Annotated in this window: 17 protein-coding genes and 1 pseudogene; 2 read left to right on the forward strand and 16 right to left on the reverse strand. The window is 67.6% G+C overall.

The genetic code is table 11. The annotated features are described in order from the left end of the window. Window positions 1-81 precede the first annotated feature (81 nt). Window positions 82-804 (forward strand): annotated as a pseudogene (locus KW835_RS14625) (GNAT family N-acetyltransferase); the annotation flags it as partial. On the opposite strand, the gene KW835_RS14630 reads toward KW835_RS14625, so the two are convergent. From KW835_RS14630 to KW835_RS14700, 15 genes are all read right to left on the reverse strand, one after another. Further along, window positions 803-1,393, reverse strand: a complete 591-nt coding sequence (locus KW835_RS14630) for a hemerythrin domain-containing protein (protein ID WP_255593540.1) — start codon at window positions 1,391-1,393, stop codon at window positions 803-805. The pseudogene KW835_RS14625 and the gene KW835_RS14630 sit on opposite strands and share 2 nt — an antisense overlap. Window positions 1,394-1,406: 13 nt before the next feature. Beyond that, entirely contained in the window at window positions 1,407-1,820 is a 414-nt protein-coding gene (locus KW835_RS14635) for a ribonucleotide reductase subunit alpha (protein ID WP_218383576.1), read from the reverse strand. 65 nt (window positions 1,821-1,885) lie between these two features. Next, a complete protein-coding gene (locus tag KW835_RS14640; protein WP_218383577.1) occupies window positions 1,886-2,575 on the reverse strand; it encodes a nitroreductase in 690 nt (229 codons plus the stop codon). A 30-nt stretch (window positions 2,576-2,605) separates the two neighbouring features. Beyond that, window positions 2,606-3,925: an NnrS family protein gene (locus KW835_RS14645; RefSeq protein WP_218383579.1), complete on the reverse strand. Its 1,320-nt coding sequence runs from the start codon at window positions 3,923-3,925 to the stop codon at window positions 2,606-2,608. 44 nt (window positions 3,926-3,969) lie between these two features. Beyond that, window positions 3,970-6,426: an adenosylcobalamin-dependent ribonucleoside-diphosphate reductase gene (locus KW835_RS14650; protein ID WP_218383581.1), complete on the reverse strand. Its 2,457-nt coding sequence runs from the start codon at window positions 6,424-6,426 to the stop codon at window positions 3,970-3,972. A 90-nt stretch (window positions 6,427-6,516) separates the two neighbouring features. After that, window positions 6,517-7,197 carry a carbonic anhydrase gene (locus KW835_RS14655; protein ID WP_218383583.1) on the reverse strand — a complete coding sequence of 227 codons (681 nt, stop codon included), beginning with the start codon at window positions 7,195-7,197 and terminating at the stop codon, window positions 6,517-6,519. A 45-nt stretch (window positions 7,198-7,242) separates the two neighbouring features. Then, window positions 7,243-8,190: a peptidylprolyl isomerase gene (locus KW835_RS14660; protein ID WP_255593541.1), complete on the reverse strand. Its 948-nt coding sequence runs from the start codon at window positions 8,188-8,190 to the stop codon at window positions 7,243-7,245. Window positions 8,191-8,226: 36 nt separating this feature from the next. Beyond that, the gene (gene narI / locus KW835_RS14665) at window positions 8,227-8,961 is read right to left on the reverse strand and encodes a respiratory nitrate reductase subunit gamma (protein WP_218383585.1); all 735 of its coding nucleotides are present in this window, start codon (window positions 8,959-8,961) and stop codon (window positions 8,227-8,229) included. Continuing rightward, complete coding sequence (gene narJ, locus KW835_RS14670) at window positions 8,958-9,659, reverse strand: nitrate reductase molybdenum cofactor assembly chaperone (RefSeq protein WP_218383587.1); 702 nt, start codon at window positions 9,657-9,659, stop codon at window positions 8,958-8,960. Before narJ ends, narI begins: the two co-directional genes overlap by 4 nt. Window positions 9,660-9,681: 22 nt before the next feature. After that, window positions 9,682-11,205 carry a nitrate reductase subunit beta gene (gene narH, locus KW835_RS14675; RefSeq protein WP_218383593.1) on the reverse strand — a complete coding sequence of 508 codons (1,524 nt, stop codon included), beginning with the start codon at window positions 11,203-11,205 and terminating at the stop codon, window positions 9,682-9,684. 23 nt (window positions 11,206-11,228) lie between these two features. Beyond that, window positions 11,229-15,026 carry a nitrate reductase subunit alpha gene (locus KW835_RS14680; RefSeq protein WP_218383595.1) on the reverse strand — a complete coding sequence of 1,266 codons (3,798 nt, stop codon included), beginning with the start codon at window positions 15,024-15,026 and terminating at the stop codon, window positions 11,229-11,231. A 37-nt stretch (window positions 15,027-15,063) separates the two neighbouring features. Next, window positions 15,064-16,482 carry an MFS transporter gene (locus KW835_RS14685; RefSeq protein ID WP_218383597.1) on the reverse strand — a complete coding sequence of 473 codons (1,419 nt, stop codon included), beginning with the start codon at window positions 16,480-16,482 and terminating at the stop codon, window positions 15,064-15,066. A gap of 21 nt (window positions 16,483-16,503) precedes the next feature. Continuing rightward, the gene (locus KW835_RS14690; protein WP_218383599.1) at window positions 16,504-17,796 is read right to left on the reverse strand and encodes a nitrate/nitrite transporter; all 1,293 of its coding nucleotides are present in this window, start codon (window positions 17,794-17,796) and stop codon (window positions 16,504-16,506) included. Window positions 17,797-18,140: 344 nt separating this feature from the next. Continuing rightward, entirely contained in the window at window positions 18,141-18,887 is a 747-nt protein-coding gene (locus tag KW835_RS14695; RefSeq protein WP_218383601.1) for a response regulator, read from the reverse strand. A 19-nt stretch (window positions 18,888-18,906) separates the two neighbouring features. After that, window positions 18,907-20,898, reverse strand: a complete 1,992-nt coding sequence (locus tag KW835_RS14700) for a type IV pili methyl-accepting chemotaxis transducer N-terminal domain-containing protein (RefSeq protein ID WP_255593542.1) — start codon at window positions 20,896-20,898, stop codon at window positions 18,907-18,909. A gap of 72 nt (window positions 20,899-20,970) precedes the next feature. On the opposite strand from KW835_RS14700, the gene KW835_RS14705 reads away from it, so the two are divergent. Beyond that, a complete protein-coding gene (locus tag KW835_RS14705; protein WP_218383603.1) occupies window positions 20,971-21,876 on the forward strand; it encodes a ChaN family lipoprotein in 906 nt (301 codons plus the stop codon). 41 nt (window positions 21,877-21,917) lie between these two features. Here KW835_RS14705 and KW835_RS14710 read toward each other — a convergent pair whose 3' ends face one another. Then, complete coding sequence (locus tag KW835_RS14710; RefSeq protein ID WP_218383605.1) at window positions 21,918-24,224, reverse strand: bifunctional diguanylate cyclase/phosphodiesterase; 2,307 nt, start codon at window positions 24,222-24,224, stop codon at window positions 21,918-21,920. Window positions 24,225-24,251: the final 27 nt, after the last annotated feature.

Consider the following 24,251-nt stretch of genomic DNA (forward strand, 5'->3'; position numbering starts at 1 on the left):
CAGCTAAGGTTCGGCTGTTCCTGTCGCTCTTCTATTTCCCCCTTCGGCTTTTCATTCATTTGCATTTCAAGGAATTCGCACATGCCGTCTTTTGTTCTGAACGACTTCCAGCAACCTGTGGGCGCGCCACAGCCCGGCTGGAGCCCCCGGCCGCGCCCGGCCAGAGATACCCTGGATGGGCACTACTGCAGGCTGGAGCCGCTCAACGCCGAACACCATGCCGCCGACCTGCACGCGGCCTACACGCAGGCACCAGATGGCCGCGACTGGACCTACATGGGCGTGGGTCCGTTCGCGGACGAGGCCAGCTACCGCGCCCATTGCGAGCAGGCCGCCGCCAGCAACGACCCGTTGCACTACGCCGTCATGGACCTGCGCACGGGCCGCGCCGTGGGCACGCTGTCGCTGATGCGCATCGACCCGGCCCATGGTGTGGTCGAGGTGGGGCATGTGATGTTTTCGCCGCTGCTCAAGCGCACCCCGATCTCGACCGAGGCGCAGTACCTGTTGATGCGCTACGTGTTCGCCGACCTGGGCTACCGGCGCTACGAGTGGAAGTGCGACAGCCTGAACGCGCCTTCGCGCGAGGCGGCGGCGCGCCTGGGGTTCCAGTTCGAAGGCGTCTTTCGCCAGGCCATCGTCTACAAGGGCCGCAACCGCGACACGGCCTGGTTCTCGGTCCTGGACAGCGAATGGCCCGCGCTCAAGGCAGGGTTCGAGCGCTGGCTCGCCCCCGGCAACTTCACCGGAGACGGCAGCCAGCGCTTATCCCTGGCAGCGCTGCGCGAAGGCGCGGCGCAAGCTACCGCGGACTGACGGGCCCAGAGCGCCCGGCCACCGGGGATTGGCGCCGGCCTGCCATCTCCTGCCCCATGGCCTGCAGCGTGGCGTCGGGCAGGAGGTGGCTGGCGGCCGGATAGGCGACGTGCTCCTCGTCCTTGATGTGGCGGGCATAGCGCTCGGCAAAGCGGTCCAGCACCGCCGCATCGGCGGCACTCAAGGCATCGCACCGCCCGTCCGCCAGCGCCTGCAGGGGCTGCCGCGCGGCGGCCCAGTCGGCCACCATGTGGTGGTGGTCCTGCAGCAGCCGCTGCACCAGCGCCACCACGTCGGCCGCCCCCCGTGCCAGAAGCGGGGGAAACACATGCCGCTCTTCGTCCTCGTGGTGCAGCGGCGCCGCGATGTCGAAGTAGCGCAGCACGTCGCGGGCGGCCTGGCGGGCGGGCTCGTCGGCGCCATGGTCCCGCACATGATCGCGCAACCGCCCCAGCAACGCGAGCGTGCGCTGAACGCGCTCGTGGCAGGCCTCGAGCATGGCAAAGGGCTGCTCGAACCCCACGCCCGGCGCATTGAAACCCGGGATCTGGCGTGCAAGGGCGGGTGGGGTCGTCATGCGGGCCGCCAACTCAACCAAACCGCACGGGCCGGCCCTGGCGGTCAAAGGGGATGTACGCGCCCAGCGCGCCTTGCTTGATGGCATCCACCATGCGCTGCAGCGGCGCCTCGGCGTCCTCGGTGGTGGGCGCCTTGTTCAAGGTGCCCGACATCGCGGCGGCAAAGACCATGGCCCAGTCGCGGCCCGGGGCCGTGAACTGGCGGGCTTCGTCCACCAGCGCGGCGAACGATGGCAGCTCCTGCGGCGTCTTGTCCACGCACATCAGCGGCACCAGCGCGCCGCCCTGCCCTGCGTCGAAGCGTGCCCGCTGGGCCGGGCTGGCGTCGTCCGGCAATTCCACCGCCGCAAACACGAACAGCAGGCGCTGCGGCTCGGGCTGCTGGCGCGCGGCCTGCAGCAGGTCATCGAAACTTGAAATGTCCATGGACGAGAAAAGCAGTTGAAAAGAAAGGAAAGGAAGAAAGCGAAGAGGGTGCGCAATGCCCTGGATCAAAAACCCGGCACCACGCCCTGCTGCGCATCCAGCGTGCTCACATAGCTGCGCGCCGCAGGCCGAGACCGCACCGACTTGCGCGACTGCACGGTGCCGATGCTGATGAAGCACAGTGCCTGCTCGGAGTCCGCCAGCCTGAACAGAGCCCGCAAGCCCGGCGCCTTGAGCGCCTTGCCACTGGTGAGCGCCGAGCCGTAGCCTTGCGCCGTGGCCATGAGCAGCATGTTCTGAACTGCGCAGCCGGCCGACACCAGACGCTCGGCCAGGTCGATGCCAGGGTCGCCGCGCTGCGCGTCCACCACCGCCAGCATGAGCACCGGGGCGCGGTGCGCCTTCTCACGCGCCTGCGCAGCCTGCTCGGGCGTGGCAGCGGGGTCGCGCTCCAGCAGCGCAGCCGCGAACACATCGGCCAGGGCCGACCGGGCCGCCTGCGGGACCAGCACGAAACGCCAGGGCACCAGTTGCCCATGGTCCGGCGCATGGGCCGCCGCGTGGAGGATCTGCGCCAGTTCATCGGCCCCAGGCCCGGGGTCTCCCAGGCGCTTGGGCAAGATGGTCTGGCGCGACTGGATGAGCGTGGCCGCGATGGCCGCCACGTCATCGATGCCGCTGGCGCGTGCGGCAGGCGCCACCGTGGTCGGCTTGGCCACGCCTCGCGGATTCAGGGGCCAGGGAATGACAGACATGGCAGATCCTCGACAGGTAGACAGAAGGCTTCAGCCCGGACGGCCATCGGCCCGCAAGCGGCCGTACCAGCCGCCGAGCCGCACGCCCCAGACACCCATGGTGACGGCCCACAGCGCAGCCGCTACAGGCAACAGCCAGGCCCAGGCCACGCCGAACACGCCCGGCATCGCGGCCGCGATGCGCAGCAGCGTCGCGGCCTGCAGCAGCCAGAACAGCGTCCAGGCAGTGCGGTCGGCCACCAGCGCACGCCCGCTGTGGCCGCACGAGACACGCGTGACCATGGCCAGCATCAGCGATGCGAGGCACCCCATGGTGAGCGCATGCAGCGCGCCCAGCCCCAGCGTGCCGATGCCAAACGCCCAGGCCAGCCACTGCGACAGTCCGCCAAGCAGAAAGGCCAGCCCCAGCCACACGAAACCGATGTGCAGCATGGCCAGAAGCCGGTTCTTGAGGCTTTGCACCAGCCCCCACACACAGGCCAGCCACACCAGCACGCCCCCCACCGCCAATTGCAGGCCGCCGTGCAACAGCATCCAGGCAGGGCCTGCGGCACTCGCCGGCACACCCGCCCATTCCAGCCAGGTCGCCAGCACCTGCAGCCCCGCCGCAGCGAGCATGAGCCACAGCACCCAGAACGGGCGCCACGCCTGCACCATGGGCATGGCGCTGGAGGTGAAGAACGGAATCATGCGGTGCGCCACCGTGACATACACCACCACCACGAAGCCCCACAGCCCCGTGTATACAAAGGCCCGCGCCAGCGCATGCGTGCCGATGGCGAGGCTGAGCCACAACGCCACCATGCACACACACCCCAGCACGGATGCGACACCGATGACGCGGGCGTGCAACTGGTCCTCGGCGCGGCTCAATCGCATGCGGCCCCAGAACAGCGCCGTCATCCATGCCAGCCCTGCGCTCGCCAGCGCCAGCCCCACCAATGCCGCGCCAATGCGCCAGTGCGCGCCCACCAGCCACAGCAGCCATCCCACCGCCTGCGCCAGCAGCGGCGCGCGCAGCGCCTGCGCGGGCAGCGGCTCCACGCCCAGCCACTTGGGCCCCGCGGTGAACAGAAAGCCCGAGAAGAACAACGGAATGAAGCCGAACGCCATCACCGCCGCGTGCACGATGGTGGGTGACATCGCGTAGTACATGCCCCACCAGCCTGTGGAGCGCGCCACCTGCACCAGCGCCCACCAGGCCCCCGAGGACACCAGCACCACCATCGCCAGGAAGAACCCCAGGCGATGCGGGGCCAGCACCAGGTACTGCCAGCGCCAGCGCTTGTCCTGCTGCGCAACGGCCTGTGCCGACGGCTTGCCTGCGGCGACCGGAATGACCTTGCTCATGGCATGTGCCTACCCTGCAGCAGATTGCCGCCCGCGGTGCGCAATCATCCGCAGGTCCCCAGATGGCCGCATTGCGTACAGTAGTCGCAGCCATCCTTGCGGATCACTGCATGGGCGCCGCATTCGCTGCACTTCTTGCCCGCCATGGCCTGCGGCACGGCCACGGGCGGCGGCGCGGGCTCGTCCAGAGGCAGCTGCTGCTGCACCGGGTCGGCCACGCGGCGCGACAGGATGTTCTGAATGGCATAGGCCATGGCCGCCACTTCGGAGTCGTGCCACATGGGCACCAGCGTGCCGTCATCCTTGCGGTGCTGCCCAAGCCGCACGGGGCCTCGGTCCCAGGCCACCTTGCGCATATCGGAAAGCGCACGCTCCAGGAAACCGCCGCGTGCCGCCAGCGACAGCATGCGCATGCTGGAGGTGATCCACTGCTGCGATTCGCCGCTCTGCCCCACGGGCATGAAGAACTCGATGGCGCGGTCCACGGTGCCTGCGCCGACGCCCGTGGGCACGGGCAGGAAGGACACGATGAGGTACAGGGTCTTGTGGCCCTCCTGCGTCCAGTACTCCAGCTTCTCGGCCACCGCCGAGAGGCCGCCCTGTGGCCGGCTCTCGATCACTGTGCGCATCGGGTCCACGGGTGCAGCGGCGGGGACGGCCGGCGCGGGCTGGGCGGCCGCAGCGGCATCGGGCGCAGGCTCCGCATGCGTTTCGAGCACCGAGCCCAGAATGCTGTTGGGCCGGTAGGTGGCCAGCCCCTTGAGCCGCGCGCGCCAGGCCTGCAGGTACAGGTCCTTGAAGTCCTCGTAGGGGTAGTCGGCCGGGATGTTCACGGTCTTGGAGATGGCCGTGTCCACGAAGGGCTGCACGGTCTCCATCATCGCGATGTGGTCCTGCGCGGACATGGCCAGGGCCGAGACGAAATAGTCGGGCAGCGCGTTCACGTCGCCGCCCAGGTCGCGGTACAGCCGCCAGGCATGGTCCTCCACCGCGTACTCGCTGGTGCTGCCGTCCGACTCGCGCTTCTTGCGCTTGTACATCCACGAGAAAGGCGGCTCGATGCCGTTGGAGGCATTGTCGGCAAAGGCCAGGCTCACCGTGCCCGTGGGCGCGATGGACAGCAGATGGCTGTTGCGGATGCCATGCTCGCGGATCGCTGCCTGGATGGATGCGGGCAGCCGGCTGGCAAAGGTGCCTTCCGCCAGATAGCCCCGCGCATCGAACTTCGGGAAAGCCCCTTTCTCGCGCGCCAGTTCCACCGACGCGGCATAGGCCGCATCGCGCATGCGCTCGGCGATGCGCGCCGCCATGGCACGGCCCTCCGGCTGGTCGTAGCGCAGGCTCAGCATGGCCAGCGTGTTGCCCATGCCGGTGAAGCCCACGCCGATGCGCCGCTTGGCCATGGCCTCGTCCTGCTGCTGCGGCAGCGGCCAGAAGGTCACATCGAGCACGTTGTCGAGCGCCCGCACCTGCAGCGCCACGGCCTGGCTGAACGCATCGAAGTCGAACGCCGCCACACCGCCAAAGCCGAAGGGGTGGCGCACGAACCGGGTCAGGATGACAGGGCCGAGGTCGCAGCAACCGTAGGAGGGAAGTGGCTGCTCGCCACAGGGGTTGGTCGCCGCGATGTCCTCGCAGTAATGCAGGTTGTTGTCTTCGTTGATGCGCCCCAGGAACAGGATGCCCGGCTCGGCGAAGTCGTAGGCCGACTTCATGATCGTGTCCCACAGCTGCCGGGCCGGGACGGTGGCATAGACCCACTGTCCGTCGGCGCGCTGGTGCGCGCCCTGCGCCTGCAGCGCGGCGCCCGGGGCTGCCTTGTGCACCAGCTCCCACGGCGCGCCGTTCTGCACGGCCTCGATGAAGGCGTCCGACACGCCCACGGACACGTTGAAATTGTTCCAGCGGCCCGGGGTGCGCTTGGCGGTGATGAACTCCTGCACGTCGGGATGGTCGATGCGCAGCACGCCCATCTGCGCGCCCCGGCGCGAACCCGCGCTCTCCACCGTGGAGCAGGACTGGTCGAACACGTTCATGTAGCTGCAGGGCCCCGAGGCCATGGAGGCCGTGCCCTTCACATGCGCGCCCTTGGGGCGGATGCGCGAGAAGTCGTAGCCCACGCCGCCGCCGCGACGCATGGTCTCGGCCGCTTCGCGCAGTGCTTCGTAGATGCCCGGGAAGCCCTCGTCGTCCACCCCCTGGATGCAATCGCCCACGGGCTGCACGAAGCAGTTGATCAGCGTGGCCTGGATGTCGGTGCCCGCCGCGCTCATGATGCGGCCCGCCCCGATGGCGCCGGCCTGGAGGTTGGACAGGAACAGGGCTTCGTACTTTTGGCGCAGCTGCGGCGCTTCCACCGAAGCCAGGGCGCGCGCCACGCGCGCGTACAGCTCGTCCACGGAAGTCTCGCCGGGCTTGAGGTACTTTTCGCGCAGCACATCCAGGCTGATGGGCTGCAGGGGTGAGGTGGTGGCCGGGGGGTGCTGTGGTTCGCGCTTCATGGGTACTGATGGTTAGGGGTTCATGGCAGTAGGGTCTTGCGCTCGGTCAAGAGAAGCACGGAGAAGCGCCGAGGCCCCGGTGCGCCGCCGTCAGGGTTCGTCGAGCAATATCTGGCCGTCGTGCTCGACATAGGGGTGGTACGGGCCGGTGCCGCTGTTGTCGGCGCGGGACGCCGGCACAAAGCCACCACTCTGGACATCAAAGACATGGACTTCGCCCTCCTCGATCACATAGTGCCAGCCATGCAGGCTGACCTGCCCCGACTGCACCCGGCTGCGCACCATGGGGTACTCCATGAGGCGCTCGAGCTGCAGCACCACCGCGCGCTGCTCCGTGCGGCGCAGGGCCTCGGGCCCCGGCTGCACGGGCAGCAAAGCCTCGCGCCCCAGGTCCAGCCAGCGGTCGAGGTTGGGGGCCTCGGGCGACACTTCACCATACATCGCCTTGATAGCCCCACAGTGACTGTGGCCGCACACGATGATGCGCCGCACTTGCAGGTTCAGCACCGCGAACTCGATCGCCGCCGTGGTGCCATGGTGCCCGTGCGATCCATCGTACGGCGGCACGAAGGCACCCACGTTGCGCACCAGGAACAGCTCCCCGGGCCCCGCCCCCGTCAGCAGGTAGGGCACCAGGCGTGAATCGGAGCACCCGATGAACAGCGTGGTCGGGTGCTGCCCCTCGTCCACCAGCGCCTTGAAGGTTTGCCGGTACTGCGGAAAGGCATCGTCATGGAAACGGCGCAGCCGGTCAAGTAGCTCGTCGGGCATGGGCAGGCACTTGCGATTTGTGACGGGAGTTACCTGAGCACCCCGTCACTGCACCAGCGGCGAATCCGCCGCGTCCAGCGAGACACCTTCGACCAGGGCCGCGCCCGCCAGCAGTTGCAGGTATTGGCGCAAGGCATTCACCCAGGCCTGCTGGCGCAGGGTGAGCGACACAGCCTGGCGCACCTCTTCGAACGAAGGCTGCTGCCCTGCCTCGCGGGCCACGACCTCCACCACATGCAGGCCGAAGCGGCTGTGCACCAGGCGCGCCAGCACGCCGATCTCGGCGCCACCACCAAACACTTCGCGAGCGAACTCGGGCGCGCAATCGGCGCGGGTGAGCCAACCCAGGTCGCCGCCCCGCTGGCCGCTGGGACAGTTGGACCACTGAGCGGCCGCCTTGGCAAATTGGGTGCCGCCATCGTCGGCGCAGCGCAGCTCGATCAACAGGGCCTCGGCACGCAGACGCAGCTGCTTCACATCCACACCCGGCGTGACCGCGAACAACACGTGGCGCAACAATGCGCGCTCGCCCTGGGCGTGGGCCGCAGGGTGGGCCTCGTGGTAGCGGCGGCAGGCTTCTTCGGAAGGGTCAGGGAGGTCCAGCTCACGCTCCAGCAACTGCTCGATGGCGTTGGATGCCTCCACGCTGATCGCGCCTTCAACACCTGGCACATCGCTGGCAGGCAGCAGCCCGGCCTGTTGAGCTGCCTGGCGCAGCAGTTCGGTACACGCGCGCTGGCGCAGGGTCTCTTCGTCCAGCAGCTCGTGCGGCGCATGAAGGGCCACGCCATTGACGCGCGCCACCTCGGCCCTCTCCTTGGGCACCAGAGCGCATGCCACAGGTGCCTGGGCGGCCTGCGGGAGGGCCGCCTCCATCGTTGCCGCCAGGGCCTCGTAGGCCGCATTTTGCGAGGGGGTCAGCGTGCTGGCAGTGGCCGCTGTGCTCTTGTCGGTGGAGCTGCAGCCGCAGCCCCCGGTTCCACATCCGCTCATGGTGTGCTCCTTGGTATCCAGAGTAAACAGTGGGCCTCAGCCGCGGCGGTCTTGCGACTGCATATGGCCTGCCGGCAGGTTCAAGCGGCGCGCGCGCACCACCTGGTAGGGGCGCAGCACATAGGCCAGCGTGCCGAAGCCGCTCCACACATGCACCAGGCGGGTGAACGGGAAGACCAGGAAGATGCTCATGCCCAGGAACATGTGGGCCTTGAAAATCCAGCCGGCCTCGGCCAGCAGTTCCACCCCTCCGCTGCGGAAGGTGACGATGCGCTGGCCCCATTCGGCCAGCTTCATCATCATGGAGCCGTCCAGGTGCTGCGCAGACAGCGGAATGGTGGCCAGGCCCAGCGCCAGCTGCAGCCACAGCAGCACCAGGATCAGGATGTCGCTGGTCTTGGATGCGGCGCGGATGCGGTCATCCGACAGGCGCCGGTGCAGCAGGATGGACAGGCCAATGAAGCCCAGCACGCCCGCGATACCGCCCGTCACCATCGCCATGATCTGCTTGGCACCCGCACTCATGAAATGCTCATACACAAAGTGCGGCGTGAGCATGCCCACGGTGTGGCCGAAGAACAGGAACAGCACGCCGATGTGGAACAGGTTGCTGCCCCAGCGCAGGCTGCCGGTACGCAGCAGCTGCGACGAGTCGCTCTTCCAGGTGTATTGGTCGCGGTCGAAACGCGCCCAGCTGCCGATGAAGAAAACGGCCAGGCAGATGTAGGGATAGATGCCAAACAGCAGGGTATCGAGCCAGGTGGCGGTCATGCTGAGACTCCTTCGGATGCCCGCTCGGCGCGGGGGGTACGAACAAAATGCAGGGGTTGCGGCTGGTCAGGCTTGCCCTGGCCCTGGGTGCTGCAGCCGCCAAACGCTTCGGGCTCGGCCCAGACATCGTCCATGGCAGGCTCGGGCGTGAGCGCCACAGACTGCACGCGCCGGCCCGAGACTTCGAGCACGGCGGCGACCACGCTGGCGTAGGGGCTGCTCCTTGCCACCAAGGCGCTGAACAAGGCGTTGAGGATGTGGGCCATTTCGCCCAGGAACTCCCTGGCCACTTCGGGCGGCTGGGTAGAGGCGAACTCCAGCACCACCGGCAGGTGGTCGGGCAGCTCCTCTGCCTGGAACTGCAGGCCTGCCTTCTCGTAGGTCTGCAACAGGTCGATGAGCGCCGGGCCCCGGTCACGCGAATCGCCGTGCACATGCTCGAACAGGTGCAGCGAGGTCTGGCGGCCCCGGTCGAAGTGGTCCACGTAGCGGGCTTCGGCTTCGAGCGGGTCGAGTGCCGCGAGGTGCTGGCACACGGCCTTCAGCTCGTCCATGCGCTCGGCGGTGAGGGCCTGCTCGGCCTGCAGTGCGTCGATGAGCTGCGGCATCACGCTGCGCAGTTGCGCATCGGGGTAGCTCAGCAGGTAGCCCAGGGCGCGCAGGGTCAGGCGCACGGAGGTCGGGTTCTTCTTGAACATTGTGATTCCTTCCTGTGTGCGATCAGACCGTGGCCTTGATCGGGATGGTGCGGGGCTTCTTGCCCCCGAACATGCTGACTTCCGTCGCGCCATCCGAGCAACCATTGCCGAACGAGAAGCCGCAGCCACCTCGGATGTCGAACGCGTTCTCGGCGTACTCGCGGTGGGCCGACGGGATCACGAAGCGGTCCTCGTAGTTGGCAATCGCCATCACGTGGTACATCTCCTCCACCTCCGCCATCGACAGGCCCGCCTGCTTGAGCACCGACAGGTTCTGGCGCTGCTCCACATGCTTGTCGCGCTGGTAGGTGCGCATGGCCAGCATGCGCTCCAGCGCCCGCACCACGGGCCCGGTGTCACCAGCGGTGAGCAGGTTGGCCAGGTACTGCACAGGAATTCGCAGCTGCGACACGTCGGGGATCTCGCCATTCACGCCCACATGGCCGGCATTGGCAGCGGCCGTGATGGGCGACAGGGGCGGTACATACCAGACCATGGGCAGCGTGCGGTACTCGGGGTGCAGCGGCAGGGCCACCTTCCAGTCCACCGCCATCTTGTAGACGGGGCTGTTGCGGGCGGCCTCCATCCAGCTGTCGGGGATGCCGTCGATGCGGGCCTGCCTGATCACGTCCGGGTCGTTCGGGTTCAGGAAGATGTCGAGCTGGGCCTGGTACAGGTCGCGGTCGCGCTCCACGCTGGCGGCTTCCTGGATGCGGTCCGCGTCGTACAGCAGCACGCCGAGATACCGGATGCGGCCCACGCAGGTTTCCGAGCACACCGTGGGCTGGCCCGCCTCGATGCGGGGGTAGCAGAAGATGCACTTCTCGGCCTTGCCCGACTGCCAGTTGTAATAGATCTTCTTGTAAGGGCAACCGCTGACGCACATGCGCCAGCCACGGCATTTGTCCTGGTCGATCAGCACAATGCCATCTTCCTCGCGCTTGTAGATCGAGCCGCTGGGGCATGACGCCACGCACGCCGGATTCAGGCAGTGCTCGCACAGGCGGGGCAGGTACATCATGAAGGTGTTCTCGAACTGGCCGTAGATGTCCTTTTGCACATCGTCGAAGTTCTTGTCCTTGCTGCGCTTGCTGAACTCGCCGCCCAGGATTTCTTCCCAGTTCGGGCCCCACTCGATCTTCTCCATGCGCTTGCCGGTGATCAGGCTGCGCGGCCGGGCCGTGGGGGCGGCCTTGCTTTCAGGCGCCGACTGCAGGTGGTCGTAGTCGAACGTGAAGGGCTCGTAGTAGTCGTCGATCTGCGGCAGGTTGGGGTTGGCGAAGATGCGCATGAGCAGCTTCCACTTGCCGCCCTGGCGGGGCGCGATGGAGCCGTCGGGGCTGCGCACCCAGCCACCGTTCCACCTGTCCTGGTTCTCCCATTCCTTGGGGTAGCCGATGCCCGGCTTGGTCTCGACGTTGTTGAACCAGGCGTATTCCACCCCGGGACGGCTGGTCCAGACGTTCTTGCAGGTGACCGAGCAGGTGTGGCAGCCGATGCACTTGTCCAGGTTCAGCACCATGCCGATTTGTGCGCGAATTTTCATCGTGTTTCTCCTTGTCTTCGGCTTCATGCGTGGTCGGATGCAGCGGCTTCGCCATCCATCCAGTCGATGCGGTTCATCTTGCGCACCAGCACGAACTCGTCGCGGTTGGTGCCGATGGTTCCGTAGTAGTTGAAGCCGTAGCTGTACTGCGCGTAGCCACCGATCATGTGGGTGGGCTTGAGCACGATGCGCGTGACCGAGTTGTGGATGCCACCGCGCGTGCCGGTGATCTCGGAGCCGGGGGTGTTGATGATCTTCTCTTGCGAGTGGTACATCATCACCATGCCGGGGTTCACACGCTGGCTCACCACCGCGCGGGCCGCGATGGCGCCGTTGGCGTTGAAGAGTTCGACCCAGTCGTTGTCCACGATGCCCGCGGCCTTCGCGTCGTCTTCGCTCAGCCACACCACCGAGCCACCCCGGTTCAGCGTGAGCATCATCAGGTTGTCGCTGTACGTGCTGTGGATGCCCCACTTCTGGTGCGGCGTGATGAAGTTCAGCTGGATTTCCTTGTTGCCGTTGGGCTTCTTGCCTTCGACTTCATGCAGCGTCTTCAGGTGCACCGGCGGACGGTAGCTCACGAAGCCTTCGCCGAAGTCACGCATCCAGGGGTGGTCCTGGTAGAACTGCTGGCGGCCCGTGAGGGTGCGCCATGGGATCAGCTCGTGCACGTTGGTGTAGCCCGCGTTGTAGCTGACCTTCTCGCTCTCCAGGCCCGACCAGGTGGGCGAGCTGATGATCTTGCGCGGCTGCGCCTGGATGTCGCGGAAGCGGATCTTCTCGTCTTCGCGGTGCAGCGCCAGGTGCACGTGGTCGCGGCCCGTCTGCTTGCCCAGAGCTTCCCAGGCCTTGCAGGCCACATGGCCGTTGGTCTCGGGCGCGAGCATCATCACCACTTCGGTGGCGTCGATGTCGCTCACGATGCGGGGCATGCCCTGCGTCACGCCCTCTTCCTTCACGCGGCCGTTCAAATCGCCCAACTGGCCGACTTCGGTCTGCGTGTTCCAGCCGATGCCCTTGCCGCCGTTGCCTGCCTTGTCCATCAAGGGGCCCAGGGCGGTGAAGCGCTTGTAGAGGTTGGGGTAGTCGCGCTCGACCACGGTGACCTGCGGCGCCGTCTTGCCGGGGATGAGTTCGCACTCGCCCCGCTTCCAGTCGCGCACGCCGTAGGGCTGGGCCATTTCACCCGCCGTGTCGTGCATGATGGGCGTGAGCACCACGTCCTTTTCCACGCCCAGGTGGCCCACGCTGACCTCGCTCACAGCCTTGGCGAAACCCTTGTAGATCTCCCAGTCGCTCTTGGCCTGCCAGGCAGGGTCCACCGCCGTGGACAGCGGGTGGATGAAGGGGTGCATGTCGCTGGTGTTGAGGTCGTTCTTCTCATACCAGGTGGCCGTGGGCAGCACGATGTCCGAATACAGGCAGGTCGTGCTCATGCGGAAGTCGAGCGTGACCAGCAGGTCCAGCTTGCCTTCGGGTGCATTGGTGTGCCACTGCACTTCCTCGGGCTTGGCTTCGTCCTTGCCCAGATCCTTGCCCTGCACGCCGTGGGTGGTGCCCAGCAGGTGCTTGAGGAAGTATTCATGCCCCTTGCCCGACGAGCCCAGGATGTTGGAGCGCCACACGAACATGTTGCGCGGCCAGTTGGACGGATGGTCCGGGTCCTCGCAGCTCATCGTGAGCGTGCCGTCCTTCAGAGACTTGACGACGTAATCCTTCGCATCCATACCCGCTGCAGCGGCATCCTTGGCCACCTGCATGGGGTTGGTCTTGAGCTGGGGCGCTGATGGCAGCCAGCCCATGCGCTCGGCGCGCACGTTGTAGTCGATCTGCGCGCCGTGGTAGGCCTTCTTGTCAGCCAGGGGCGAGAGGATTTCCTCCATGCCCAGCTTCTCGTAGCGCCACTGGTCGGTGTGGGCGTAGAAGAAACTCGTGCTGTTCATCTGGCGCGGTGGGCGGATCCAGTCCAGCGCAAAGGCCAGCGCCGTCCAGCCCGTCTGTGGGCGCAGCTTTTCCTGGCCCACATAGTGCGCCCAGCCGCCACCGCTTTGGCCAATACAGCCGCACAGCATCAGCATGTTGATGATGCCCCGGTAGTTCATGTCACTGTGGTACCAGTGGTTCATGGCCGCGCCGATGATCACCATGGACTTGCCATGCGTCTTGTCGGCGTTGTCGGCAAACTGGCGCGCCACGGTGATGATCTGCTCGCGCGGCACGCCGGTGATGGCCTCTTGCCAGGCAGGGGTGTAGGGGCGGTCGGCGTCGTAACCGCCACCGGGCTCTTCGCCCGGTAGGCCTCGGTCAATGCCGTAGTTGCCCGCCAGCAGGTCGAACACGGTGGCCACCATCACGCGGCCCTGGGCTTCGTGCCCGGCCAGCTCCAGGTGGGACACCGGCACGCGGCGCACCATCACGTCGCCGCCTTGTTCGTTGGCCGTGAAGTTGGGCGTTGCCACGCCACCGAAGTACGGGAAGGCCACATCAGCCACTTCATGGGCCTGCGCGCCGTCCTCGATCACCGAGAGCTTGAGCTTGACGGTGTTGCCGGTGCGTGCTTCCTTGTTCTCCAGGTTCCACAGGCCCTGGTCGGGGCGGCCGTCCGCCCCCCAGCGAAAGCCGATGGAACCATTGGGCAGCGTGACCTGGCCCAGCTCGTCGTAGCCCACAGTCTTCCAGTCGGGGTTGTTGGACTGGTCGAGCTGGCCGGGGAAGTCGCTGGCGCGCACATAACGGTCGGGCACCATCACCGTGCGGCCATCGGGCAGCGTTTTTTCCTTGAGCACCACCAGCAGCGGCAGGTCGGTGTAGCGGCGCGCGTAGTCGTCAAAGTACGCACTGCGGCCCTTGCCACCTTCCTTGAAGTAGAACTCGTTGAGGATCACATGACCCATGGCCATGGCTACGGCGGCGTCGGTGCCCTGCTTGGGGTGCATCCACAGATCGCCCAGCTTGGCGACTTCGGAGTAGTCGGGCGTTATGGACACCACCTTGGTGCCCTTGTAGCGCACCTCGGTCAAAAAGTGCGCATCGGGCGTGCGCGTCTGGGGCACATTGGAGCCCCAGGCAATGATGTACGAGCTGTTGTACCAGTCGGCCGACTCGGGCACGTCGGTCTGCTCGCCCCAGGTCTGCGGGCTGCTGGGAGGCAGGTCGCAGTACCAGTCGTAAAAACTCATGCACACGCCGCCGATGAGGCTGAGGTAGCGGCTGCCTGCAGCGTACGAAATCATCGACATCGCCGGGATGGGCGAGAAGCCGATGATGCGGTCGGGCCCGTGCTTCTTGATGGTGTACACGTTGGCCGCAGCGATCATCTGGTTGACTTCTTCCCAGGTGCTGCGCACGAAGCCGCCCAGGCCGCGCTGCTTTTGCCATTCGCGCTTGGAGGCATCGTTCTCGACGATGCTGGCCCAGGCGTCCACCGGGCTCTTGGCCAGGGCGATGGCGGCGCGCCAGTGCTTGAGCAGGCGGCCACGCACCATGGGGTACTTCACGCGGTTGGCGCTGTACAGGTACCAGCTGTAGCTGGCGCCGCGTGCGCAGCCACGGGGCTCATGGTTGGGCAGATCAGGGCGGGTGCGGGGGTAGTCGGTTTGCTGGGTTTCCCAGGTCACGATGCCGCCCTTGACGTAGATCTTCCACGAACAGGAGCCCGTGCAGTTCACGCCGTGGGTGCTGCGCACGATCTTGTCGTGCGCCCAGCGGTCGCGGTAGGCGTCTTCCCAGGTGCGGTCTTCACCGTTGGTTTCGCCATGGCCTTGGGCAAAGGTCTCGCGGGGCTGCGAGAAGTACGAAAGGCGATCGAGGAAATGGCTCATCGAAGGGCTCCTTTTCTGATTTCTTTTCTGGGGTTGACTAGCAAGGCATCTCGGCGTGCTTGCGTGCGTAGGTCCACCAGGTGATCACGATGCAAACGAGATAGAAGGCGAAGAACGTCCACAGTGCAGCGTGGGGGCTGCCAGTCAGCGCGATGGAGCTGCCATAGCTCTTGGGGATAAAGAACCCGCCGTAGGCGGCCATGGCGGCGGTGAAGCCCAGTGTGGCCGCGCCCAGGGTGTTGCCCTCCTTGTTGGCGCTCGCCACAGCGGCGGCGTTGTGCTTGTCCACGCCGCGCATGGCTTCGGTCAGGAAGATCACGGGAATCATGCGGAAGGTCGAGCCGTTGCCGATGCCGGTGGTGAGGAACAGCACCAGGAAACACACAAAGAAACCGGCAAACTGGCCTTCGTTGCCGCCAGGGCCACCAGAGGGCAGGAAGAACGTCACGCCCATCACGGCCACGGCCATGACGATGAAATTCCACAGCGTGACGCGCGCACCACCGAGCTTGTCGGCCAGCCAGCCACCAAAGGGGCGGATCACGGCGCCCACCAGCGGGCCCAGCCAGGCGTAGGCCAGCGGGTTGATGCCAGGGAACTGGCTCTTGATGAGCAGAGGAAAGCCCGCTGCATAGCCGATGAACGAGCCGAAGGTGCCGAGGTACAACACGCACATCAGCCAGTTGTGCTTGCGCTTGAAGATGGCGGCCTGCGCGGCAAAGGAGGCCTTGGCATCGGCAATGTCGTTCATGCCGAACCAGGCGGCCAGCGCCGTCAGCGCAATCCATGGCACCCAGATGAAGGCGGCGTTCTGCGTCCACACCTGCACGGTCTGGCCGTTTTTGACGATGGTCTGGCCTTCGCCACCAAAGATGCCGAAGATGCCGGCCGTGACGACCAGCGGGCTCAGAAACTGCACCACCGACACCCCCAGGTTGCCCAGACCCGCGTTCACACCCAGGGCCGATCCCTTGCGCTCCTTCGGAAAGAAGAAGCTGATGTTGGCCATGCTGGAGCTGAAGTTGCCGCCGCCCAGGCCGCACAGCAGCGCCAGGATGAGCATGGTGGGATAGGTCGTGGTGTTGTCCTGCACGGCAAAGCCGATGCCGATGGCGGGGATCAGCAACGAGGCGGTGGAGATCGCCGTCCAGCGGCGTCCGCCCACGAGCGGCACCATGAATGAATAGAAGATGCGCAGCGTGGCACCCGAGAGCGCGGGCGCCGCCGCCAGCCAGAACAGCTGGTTGGTCGAATACTTGAATCCGAGGCCCGGCAGGCTCACGGCGACCACGCTCCAGACCTGCCAGATGGCAAAGGCCAGGAACAGCGCGGGCACCGAGATCCACAGGTTGAGCTTGGCGACGGCTTCGCCTTCGCGCTCCCAGAAGTTCTTGTCCTCTGGCGTCCAGAGGGTGAGCAGGCGCCCCTGGCGCCCGCTGGTGGTGGTGGCAGACATGGTGAGGTCCTTGGAGAAAAATCAGCGGGCGCCCGCCGCAGCGGCGGCGTCCTGCGAGCCCATGAGACGGGTGTTGCGCACTTCGGTGAAGTACATCCAGATGAGCGAGACCCAGACCACGCCGTACATCAGCATGAAGGCGCTGGAGCGGATGCCGGTGAGGTCCATCAGCGCACCGAACAGGATGGGCAGGATGAAGCCGCCCATGCCGCCGGCCAAGCCCACGATGCCGCTGATGGCGCCGATGTTTTGGGGGTAGTCGTCGCTGATGTACTTGAAGACGCTGGCCTTGCCGAAGGCCCAGCAAATGCCCAGCAGGAACATGAGGCCGGTGAACACATACACGTTCAGCCCGATGTGAAAGGTCTGCGCACCGTTGACGGTGAGGATGGTGAAGTCGGTCTGCGGGTAGCTCAGAAGGAACAGGCAGATCCAGCTCACCCACATCACCCACCACGTCACGCTGTGGGCGCCGTACTTGTCAGAGAGCATGCCGCCAATGGCACGCAGCACGCCACCGGGCAGCGAGAAGCAGGCGGCCAACAATGCGGCCACACGGATGTCCAGGCCGTATTCGCCCACGTAGTACTGCACCATCCATAGCGACAGCGCCACGTAGCCACCGAATACGATGCTGTAGTACTGGCAGTACTTGAGGACCTTGGGGTCCTTCAGTGCCTTGAGCTGGTCGGTGAACTTGACGTTGCTGGCCACCAGGTGGGCCGGGTCGCTGTAGCTGAACAGCCAGAACAGCACCAGCGAGCCCAGCATGATGGCGGCGTACACCTGCGGCACCATGGTCCAGCCAAAGGCCACCAGGATCACGGGCGCCACGAACTTGTTGACGGCCGCGCCCGAATTGCCCGCGCCATACACCCCCATGGCCGTGCCCTGGCGGTGCTTGGGAAACCAGCGCGCCACATAGGGCGTGCCGACAGAGAACGAGCCCCCCGCCAACCCCACGAACAGGCCGATGGTGAGAAAGTGCCAGTACTCGGTCGCGTAGCCCATCATCCAGATGGCAGGCACGGTGGCGGCCATCACGGCCGCCATCACGATGCGCCCGCCGAACCTGTCGGTCCAGATACCGAGCGGCACGCGCACCAGCGAGCCGGTGAGCACGGGCATGGACATGAGCAGCCCGAACTGCGTGGAGTTCAGGTTGAGCATCTTCTTGATGGGGATGCCGATGACGCCGAACATCATCCAGACCATGAAGCAGACGGTGAAGGCAAAGGTGCTGACGATGAGCACCGACCAGGCCTGGCGGGTGCGCTGTGGGCTGTCGCCCGGGGGCAATGTGGTGTGTGCCATTGCGCGGTTCCTCTTCTTCTCTTGGGTATGGCGCAATGGTCGGTTTTCAGCCCCGCGCTGAACATCCTTCACAAGCACAGCCCGGCCACGGCAGAAGGAGTAGTCCCCCGGCGCGGCAAGGGGCGGGGGCATCGTTCGAAAGAACTAGGGACGCCCTGCCCGCACAAGGAGCAAGGCAACGCGCAGCCAGGTGCGCAGGTGCGGACGCAGGCCTGCACACCGGCTGATGGCGTGGATTGGATGGAAAAGTCGGCCCTGCCGCGCTATGGACAAGCCTCAATAGCTATGCATTTGATAGCACAAGAGCATTACAGGACGAGCGCTGCCGTGCAGCGCCGCCCGCCCTACTCCGCGCGCTGGCGGTCAAAGGCGTAGACCGCCGCCTGCACGCGCGAGCTGAGGCCGAGCTTGCGCAGGATGTGCTGCACATGGATCTTCACCGTGGTCTCGGCGATGTCCAGCGTGCGGGCGATTTCCTTGTTGCTGGCGCCACGCGCAATCTCGCGCAGCACGTCCTCCTCGCGCGGGGACAGCTGCGCCACGGCGGCCGAGGCGTCGGTCGAAAGCGGCGTCTGCGCCACTGGGGCCAGCGCGGGCTCCGGCGCCCCCTGCGACTGGAACGCGGCCACCAGCTTGCCCATGAGTTCGGGGCTGACCACGGGCTCGCCCCGAGCGGCGCGGCGGATGGCCTCGGCCAGCAGGTCGCCTTCGATGGTCTTGAGCAGGTAGCCCTGCGCGCCGTTGCGCAGCGCGGCGGCCAGGTCCTGCCCGTCTTCGCTCACGGTGAGCATGAGCACACGCGAGGCGGGCGCCACCTCGCGCAGGCCCCGGATCGCGTCCACACCCATCACGCCGGGCAGGTGGTTGTCGAGCAGGATCACGTGCGGCAGCAGCTGCGGCGCCAGGCGCAGGGCCTCGGCGGCATCGCCCGCCTCGCCCACCACCAGCAGGCCCGGGTCCTGCCCCAGCAGGGCGATCAGGCCCCGGCGGAACAGGGTGTGGTCGTCCACCACCAGCAGCGTCACCGGGGGCTGCGGCGCGGTGGCCTGCGGGGGCGCGGCCAGGGGCGCGGGGGCGATGGAAAAGGTCATGGGCGGAAGGGAGAAAGTTTCAGGCGGCGGGCTTGGCCACCTCGGAGGCCACCAGCGGCGGCGGGGAGGCCTGCGGGGCCGGGGCCGGTGGCATCCAGGCGGCGGGTGGTGCCGATGGCGGCTCGGCCGCAGGGGCGGCAGCGCCGGTGGGCAGCTCGATGCACACGCGTGTGCCCTGGCCCGGGGTGGACTCGACCTGCAGCACGGCGCCCACGCGGTGGGCACGCTCGCGCATGATGCCCAGGCCCACGTGCAGCGAGTCAGGCGGGACGCTGGCCACATCGAAGCCTTTGCCGTTGTCCTGCACCTCGAAGCGCCAGCGCGGATGGCGGTGCACCCGCAGCGCCACGCGCGTGGCGCCCGAGTGCTTGCGCACGTTGGACAGGGCCTCCTGCACCATGTGCAGCACCTGGATCTGCACATCGGGCGCGAGCGGCAGGCCGTGGCCCTCCATGCTGAGCACCGTGGCCATGCCGGTCTGGTGTTCGAACTTGGAGAGCGTGGCGCGCAGCGCGGACTCGATGTCCTCCTCGCTGGTGCGGGTGCGAAAGTGCACCAGCAGCTCGCGCACATCGGAGTAGCACTCGCGCACGCCCACATCCAGCTCGCCGATGCTGCGGTCGCGCTTGGCCTCGTCGCCGCGCGCCACGGCGTCGCGCAGCAGCTGGGTCTGGATCTTGAGGAACGCCAGCGACTGGGCGATGGAGTCGTGCAGCTCACGCGCGAGCAGGCCGCGCTCTTCGGCCACGGCGGCCTCGCGCTCAAGCGCGGTGGCCCGCAGTCCCTCCATGGCGCTGGCCAGGTGGCGCGTCATGGCCTCGAGCAGGTCGCGCACCTCGCCGCTCAGATCGATCGGCGAGCGAAAGAACAGGTCCACCTCGCCCAGTACCCGCTGCTGCATCTGCACGGGGATGGTCACCATGGTCTCGAAGCCCGCGTCGCGGCAGTGCGGCAGGGCCACGGGGGTGGACGGCGTGATGGGGATGACCCGCGTGCGCGCCAAGGCCTGTGGCTGGCCGCACAGGCAGCTGCCGGTGTGCAGGCAGTGCTCGCCGTCGGACAGTGCCTGGGGCAGGCGGTCGCCCGCGAGGAGCACGTAGCGCTCGTTGGCCTCGTTGGACCACCGCACGGCGGCCGCATCCGCGCCCGCCACGCGGCGGATCTGCTGCACGAAGCCCTGGGCCAGCAGCTCCAGGCTCCCGGCGGTCGACGCCAGTTCGCTCACCTCGTAGAGGGCGGCCAGGCGCTGGTTCTTCACCTCGACGCTGGCGGTCTTCTCGCGCACCTTGTGCTCAAGATCGTCGTGCGATGCCTGCAGCGCGTGCGCCATGAGGTTGAAGCCAGCAGAGAGCTGCCCGAACTCGTCGTCTGTTTCCACGGGAAGGCGCGTGCCCAGCTCGCCCTGGCGCAGCCGGGCCTGGGCCTGCTGCAGGCGCGCCACGGGGTTGATCACCAGCAGGTAGCTCACGGCCATGAAGGTCACGGCCGCCACAATGGCCAGCGCCATCATGAACAGCTGGAACAGGTGCAGCGCAGCCGTCCAGCCCGCGATCTGCAGCTCGATGGCATCGACGAAGCCGTCCACCTGCTGCACGAAGGCATCGGCCTGCGCCAGCGTGTGCGCACGGTCGGGCGGCAACGGGCCCACCCAGGCACTGCGGGCCTCGGCCCACTGGGCGCGGACGGCGTCAAAGCGGGTGCGCGTCTCGCCGCTCCAGGGCACGAACAGCGGGCGCGACGGGTCGCCCGTGCGCAGCAGGTCCAGGCTGGCGTCAAACAGCCGCGCGCGCTCCTGCACCGCACCCTGCACCGTGTCGTGCGGCTCGGTCTGCAGCACCAGCACCATGCGCAGCATGTTCATGCGCAGCCGGCCCGCCTCGTTCACGGCGGCGGCGCCACCTTCGAGCTTCCAGGTCACCCACAGCGTGAGGCTGATGGACGCCAGCGCCACCAGCAGAAAGCCCGCGCCCAGGGCCAGGAGCTTGGTGGTGAGCGTGGGCTTGGACCGCATGCGGGCAGTGTAGGCAGCGGGTGCGGCGCCGGTCTTGACCTGCGTCAATTGCGCCCCGCGTAGCATCACGCCATGCACACTTCGCTCCCGCCCCTCCCGTCCCCCCGCCGACCCGCTGCCTGGCTCGCCCTGGTCGCCCTGGCGGTGCTGGGCGGCTGCACCAGCCTGGCCACGCCCCCCGCCGCGTCACCGGCCACCCTGCCCGCTGCATGGCCCGCCCGCCTGCAGGCGCTGCTGCCCACCGACGTGCTGCTGCTGGGCGAGAAACACGACGCCCCCGACCACCAGCGACTGCAGCGCGACACAGTGCAGGCGCTGGCCGCCCGGGGCCAGCTGGCGGCCGTGGTGATGGAGATGGCCGACGAGGGCCGCAGCACCACCGGACTGCCCCGCGATGCCACAGAAGCCCAGGTGCAGGCTGCCCTGCAGTGGAAGGACGCTGCCTGGCCCTGGAAGGCCTACGGCCCGGTGGTGATGGCCGCCGTGGGCGCGGGCGTGCCGGTGCAAGGCGGCAACCTGCCCCGCGCCCGCATGCGCGACGCCATGGCCGATACCGCGTGGGACCGGCACCTGCCCGCCCCCGCCCTGCAGCGGCAGTACGAGGCGCTGCGGGAGGGTCACTGCGGCCTCCTGCCCGCATCGCAGATCGCCCCGATGGCCCGCATCCAGATCGCCCGGGACGCCAGCATGGCCCGCACCGCGACCGCAGCGCGCGCGAGCGGCCAGACAGTGCTGCTGATCGCCGGTGGCGGGCACGTGCTGCGCAGCCTGGGCGTGCCCACGCACTTTCCCGCAGGTTTAACATCCAAAGTGGTTCTGGCGCAGGCGGAAGAAGCGCCTTCAGCTATCAAAAAAGAAGCATCAGAACAGGCAGGCGCCGATGCGGACACCATCGTTGCCACCCCGGCCCTTGCCCCCAGGGACCATTGCGCGCAGCTGCGTGAGCAGTGGGGCAAGGGCCGCCCCGCAGCAGGCTGAGTTGGCGGCAACGCGGGCGCGGCTGGGCCTGCGCACCTCACTCAGCGCGGCCCGGAGCGCTCCCGCAGCAGCGCCGCGAACGCATCGGCCGGCACCGGCCGGCTGCACAGGTAGCCCTGGTAGGCATCGCACCCACGGTCCTTGAGGAAGGCCAGTTGGCCCTCGTCCTCCACCCCCTCGGCCAGCACGGACAGCCCCATGCTGTGGCCCATGGCGATGATGGCCGCGCTGATGGCCATGTCGTCCGCGCTTTGCGGAATGTCGCGGATGAAGCCTTGGTCGATCTTGAGCACGTCGATCGGAAAGCGCTTGAGCTGCGCGAGCGAAGAGTAGCCGGTACCAAAGTCGTCCACGGCGATGCGCACGCCCAGGCTGCGCAAGCGCAGCAGCACCTGCCGCGCCTCGTCGGTGCGTTCGGCCAGCGCGGTCTCGGTGATCTCCAGCTCCAGCAGCTCGCTCGGAAATCCCGAGTCCGCCAGTGCTGCCGAGGTGCAGCCCGCCAGGTCGGTCAGGTGGAACTGGCGTGGCGACACGTTGACCGCCAGCGTCAGGTCGGGCAGGCCGTCGGCACGCCACTGCTGGCCCTGGCGGCAGACCTCGCGCAGCACCCATTCGCCCAGCGGGCCGATCACGCCCGAGGTCTCGGCCACGGGGATGAAGCGGGCGGGCGAGATCAGCCCTTCCTCGGGATCGTTCCAGCGCACCAGCGCCTCGGCGCCCAGGATGCGGCCGGTGCGGATGTCCACCTGCGGCTGGTAGTACATCTGCAAATGCCCCTGGGCCAGCGCCAGCCGCAGCCGCGACTCCAGTTCGAGGCGCTCGCGCGCGGCCTGTGTCATGGCCTCGTGGAAGAAACACCACGCGCCCCGCCCCCGCGCCTTGGCGCCGTACACGGCAGCGTGGGCGCCCTGCAGCAGCAGCTCGGTGGTGGCTGCGTGCTCCGGGAACATGCAGATGCCCACGCTCACCCCGGCCACGACCTCGAAACCGTCGGGCGAGCGCCAGGGCTCGGCCACGGCGGCGATCAGGTGCCGCGCCACTGCCGCCGCGCCGTCGGAATGGCGCAGATGGCGCGCCACCACGGCCAGCTCATCGCCCGCCAGCCGCCCCAGCACGTCGCCGGGCCGCAAGGCAGACTGCACCTGCCGCGCGATGTGCTTGAGCACTTCGTCGCCCGTGGTGTGTCCGTAGCTGTCGTTCACGTCCTTGAAGCGGTCCAGGTTGAGCAGCAGCACGGCGATGTGCTCGCCGCTGGCGCGCGCCTCCTGCACGACCTGCTCGACCTGCTGCCCGAACCACGCCCGGTTGGACAGCCCCGTGAGCGCGTCGTTGTGGGCCAGGAATTCGAGCTGCCTCAAGTGGGCCTTTTCCTCGGAGATATCGGTGAACATGCACACGTAGTGCGTGACCTCTCCCGCCGGGTCGCGCACGGCAGACAGCGACATGTGCTCGGGAAAAACCTCGCCGCTCTTGCGCCGGTTCCAGATCTCGCCCTGCCAGTGGCCCGTCTGGCGCAGCGCGCTCCACATGGCGTCGTAGAACGCGCGGTCGTGCCGGCCGGACTTGAACACGCGCGGCGTCTTGCCCAGCAGTTCTTCCTCGGTGTAGCCCAGCAGGCGCGTGACGGCGGCGTTGACCGACAGGATGCGGCTGTTGGCGTCGGTCACCACGACCCCTTCGATGGTGTTGTCCACCACCGTGGCGGCCAGGCGCTGGCGGGCCTCGCTGGTCTGCAGCGCAGCCCGCGCGGCCGTGATTTCGTCGAGGTCCTGCACCACGCACACCAGGTGCGCAGGCTCGTCGCCAGCCTCGGGGATCTGCGTCACGGTGCACAGCACCGGCACCCTGCGGCCGCCATCGGGGGGCTGGCACTCGCGCTCGTCCACATAGTGGTCGATCTCGCCTGCCAGCAGGCGGGCCAGCTGCAGGGTGGCGCCGTCCGGCTCGCGCGCCAGCATCACATCGCGGAAGTTGAGGATGCGCACCTGCGCCAGCGTCACGCCCAGCAGCTCGCACAGCCGCTCGTTGGCCCACAGGAAGCGGCCGTCCGGCGCCACCCGCGCGAACCCGGCCGGCGCATGGCGCACCACCTGCGACAGCTCCCGCGCCATCGCCCAGCGCACCTTCTCGGCGCGGCGCATGCGCCGCAGCATCCACCAGGCCAGCGCGCTGGTCAGCAGCACGTAACCCCAGCCCTTCCAGGTCTGCCAGTGGGTGAGCTGCGTGGCGTCGGTCACCCAGTGCGCCAGCAGTGCGTCGCCCACGAACACCCACGCCACCCCCAGCACCAGGTACAGCAGCATCCCCCGCCAGGGGGCAAAACGCGGGGCATCGCCCGGATTGACCATCGATTTCCCCGTTTTACGGGCGATTGC

The sequence above is a fragment of the Acidovorax sp. sic0104 genome, assembly GCF_019219095.1.
GTDB lineage: Bacteria > Pseudomonadota > Gammaproteobacteria > Burkholderiales > Burkholderiaceae_C > Acidovorax.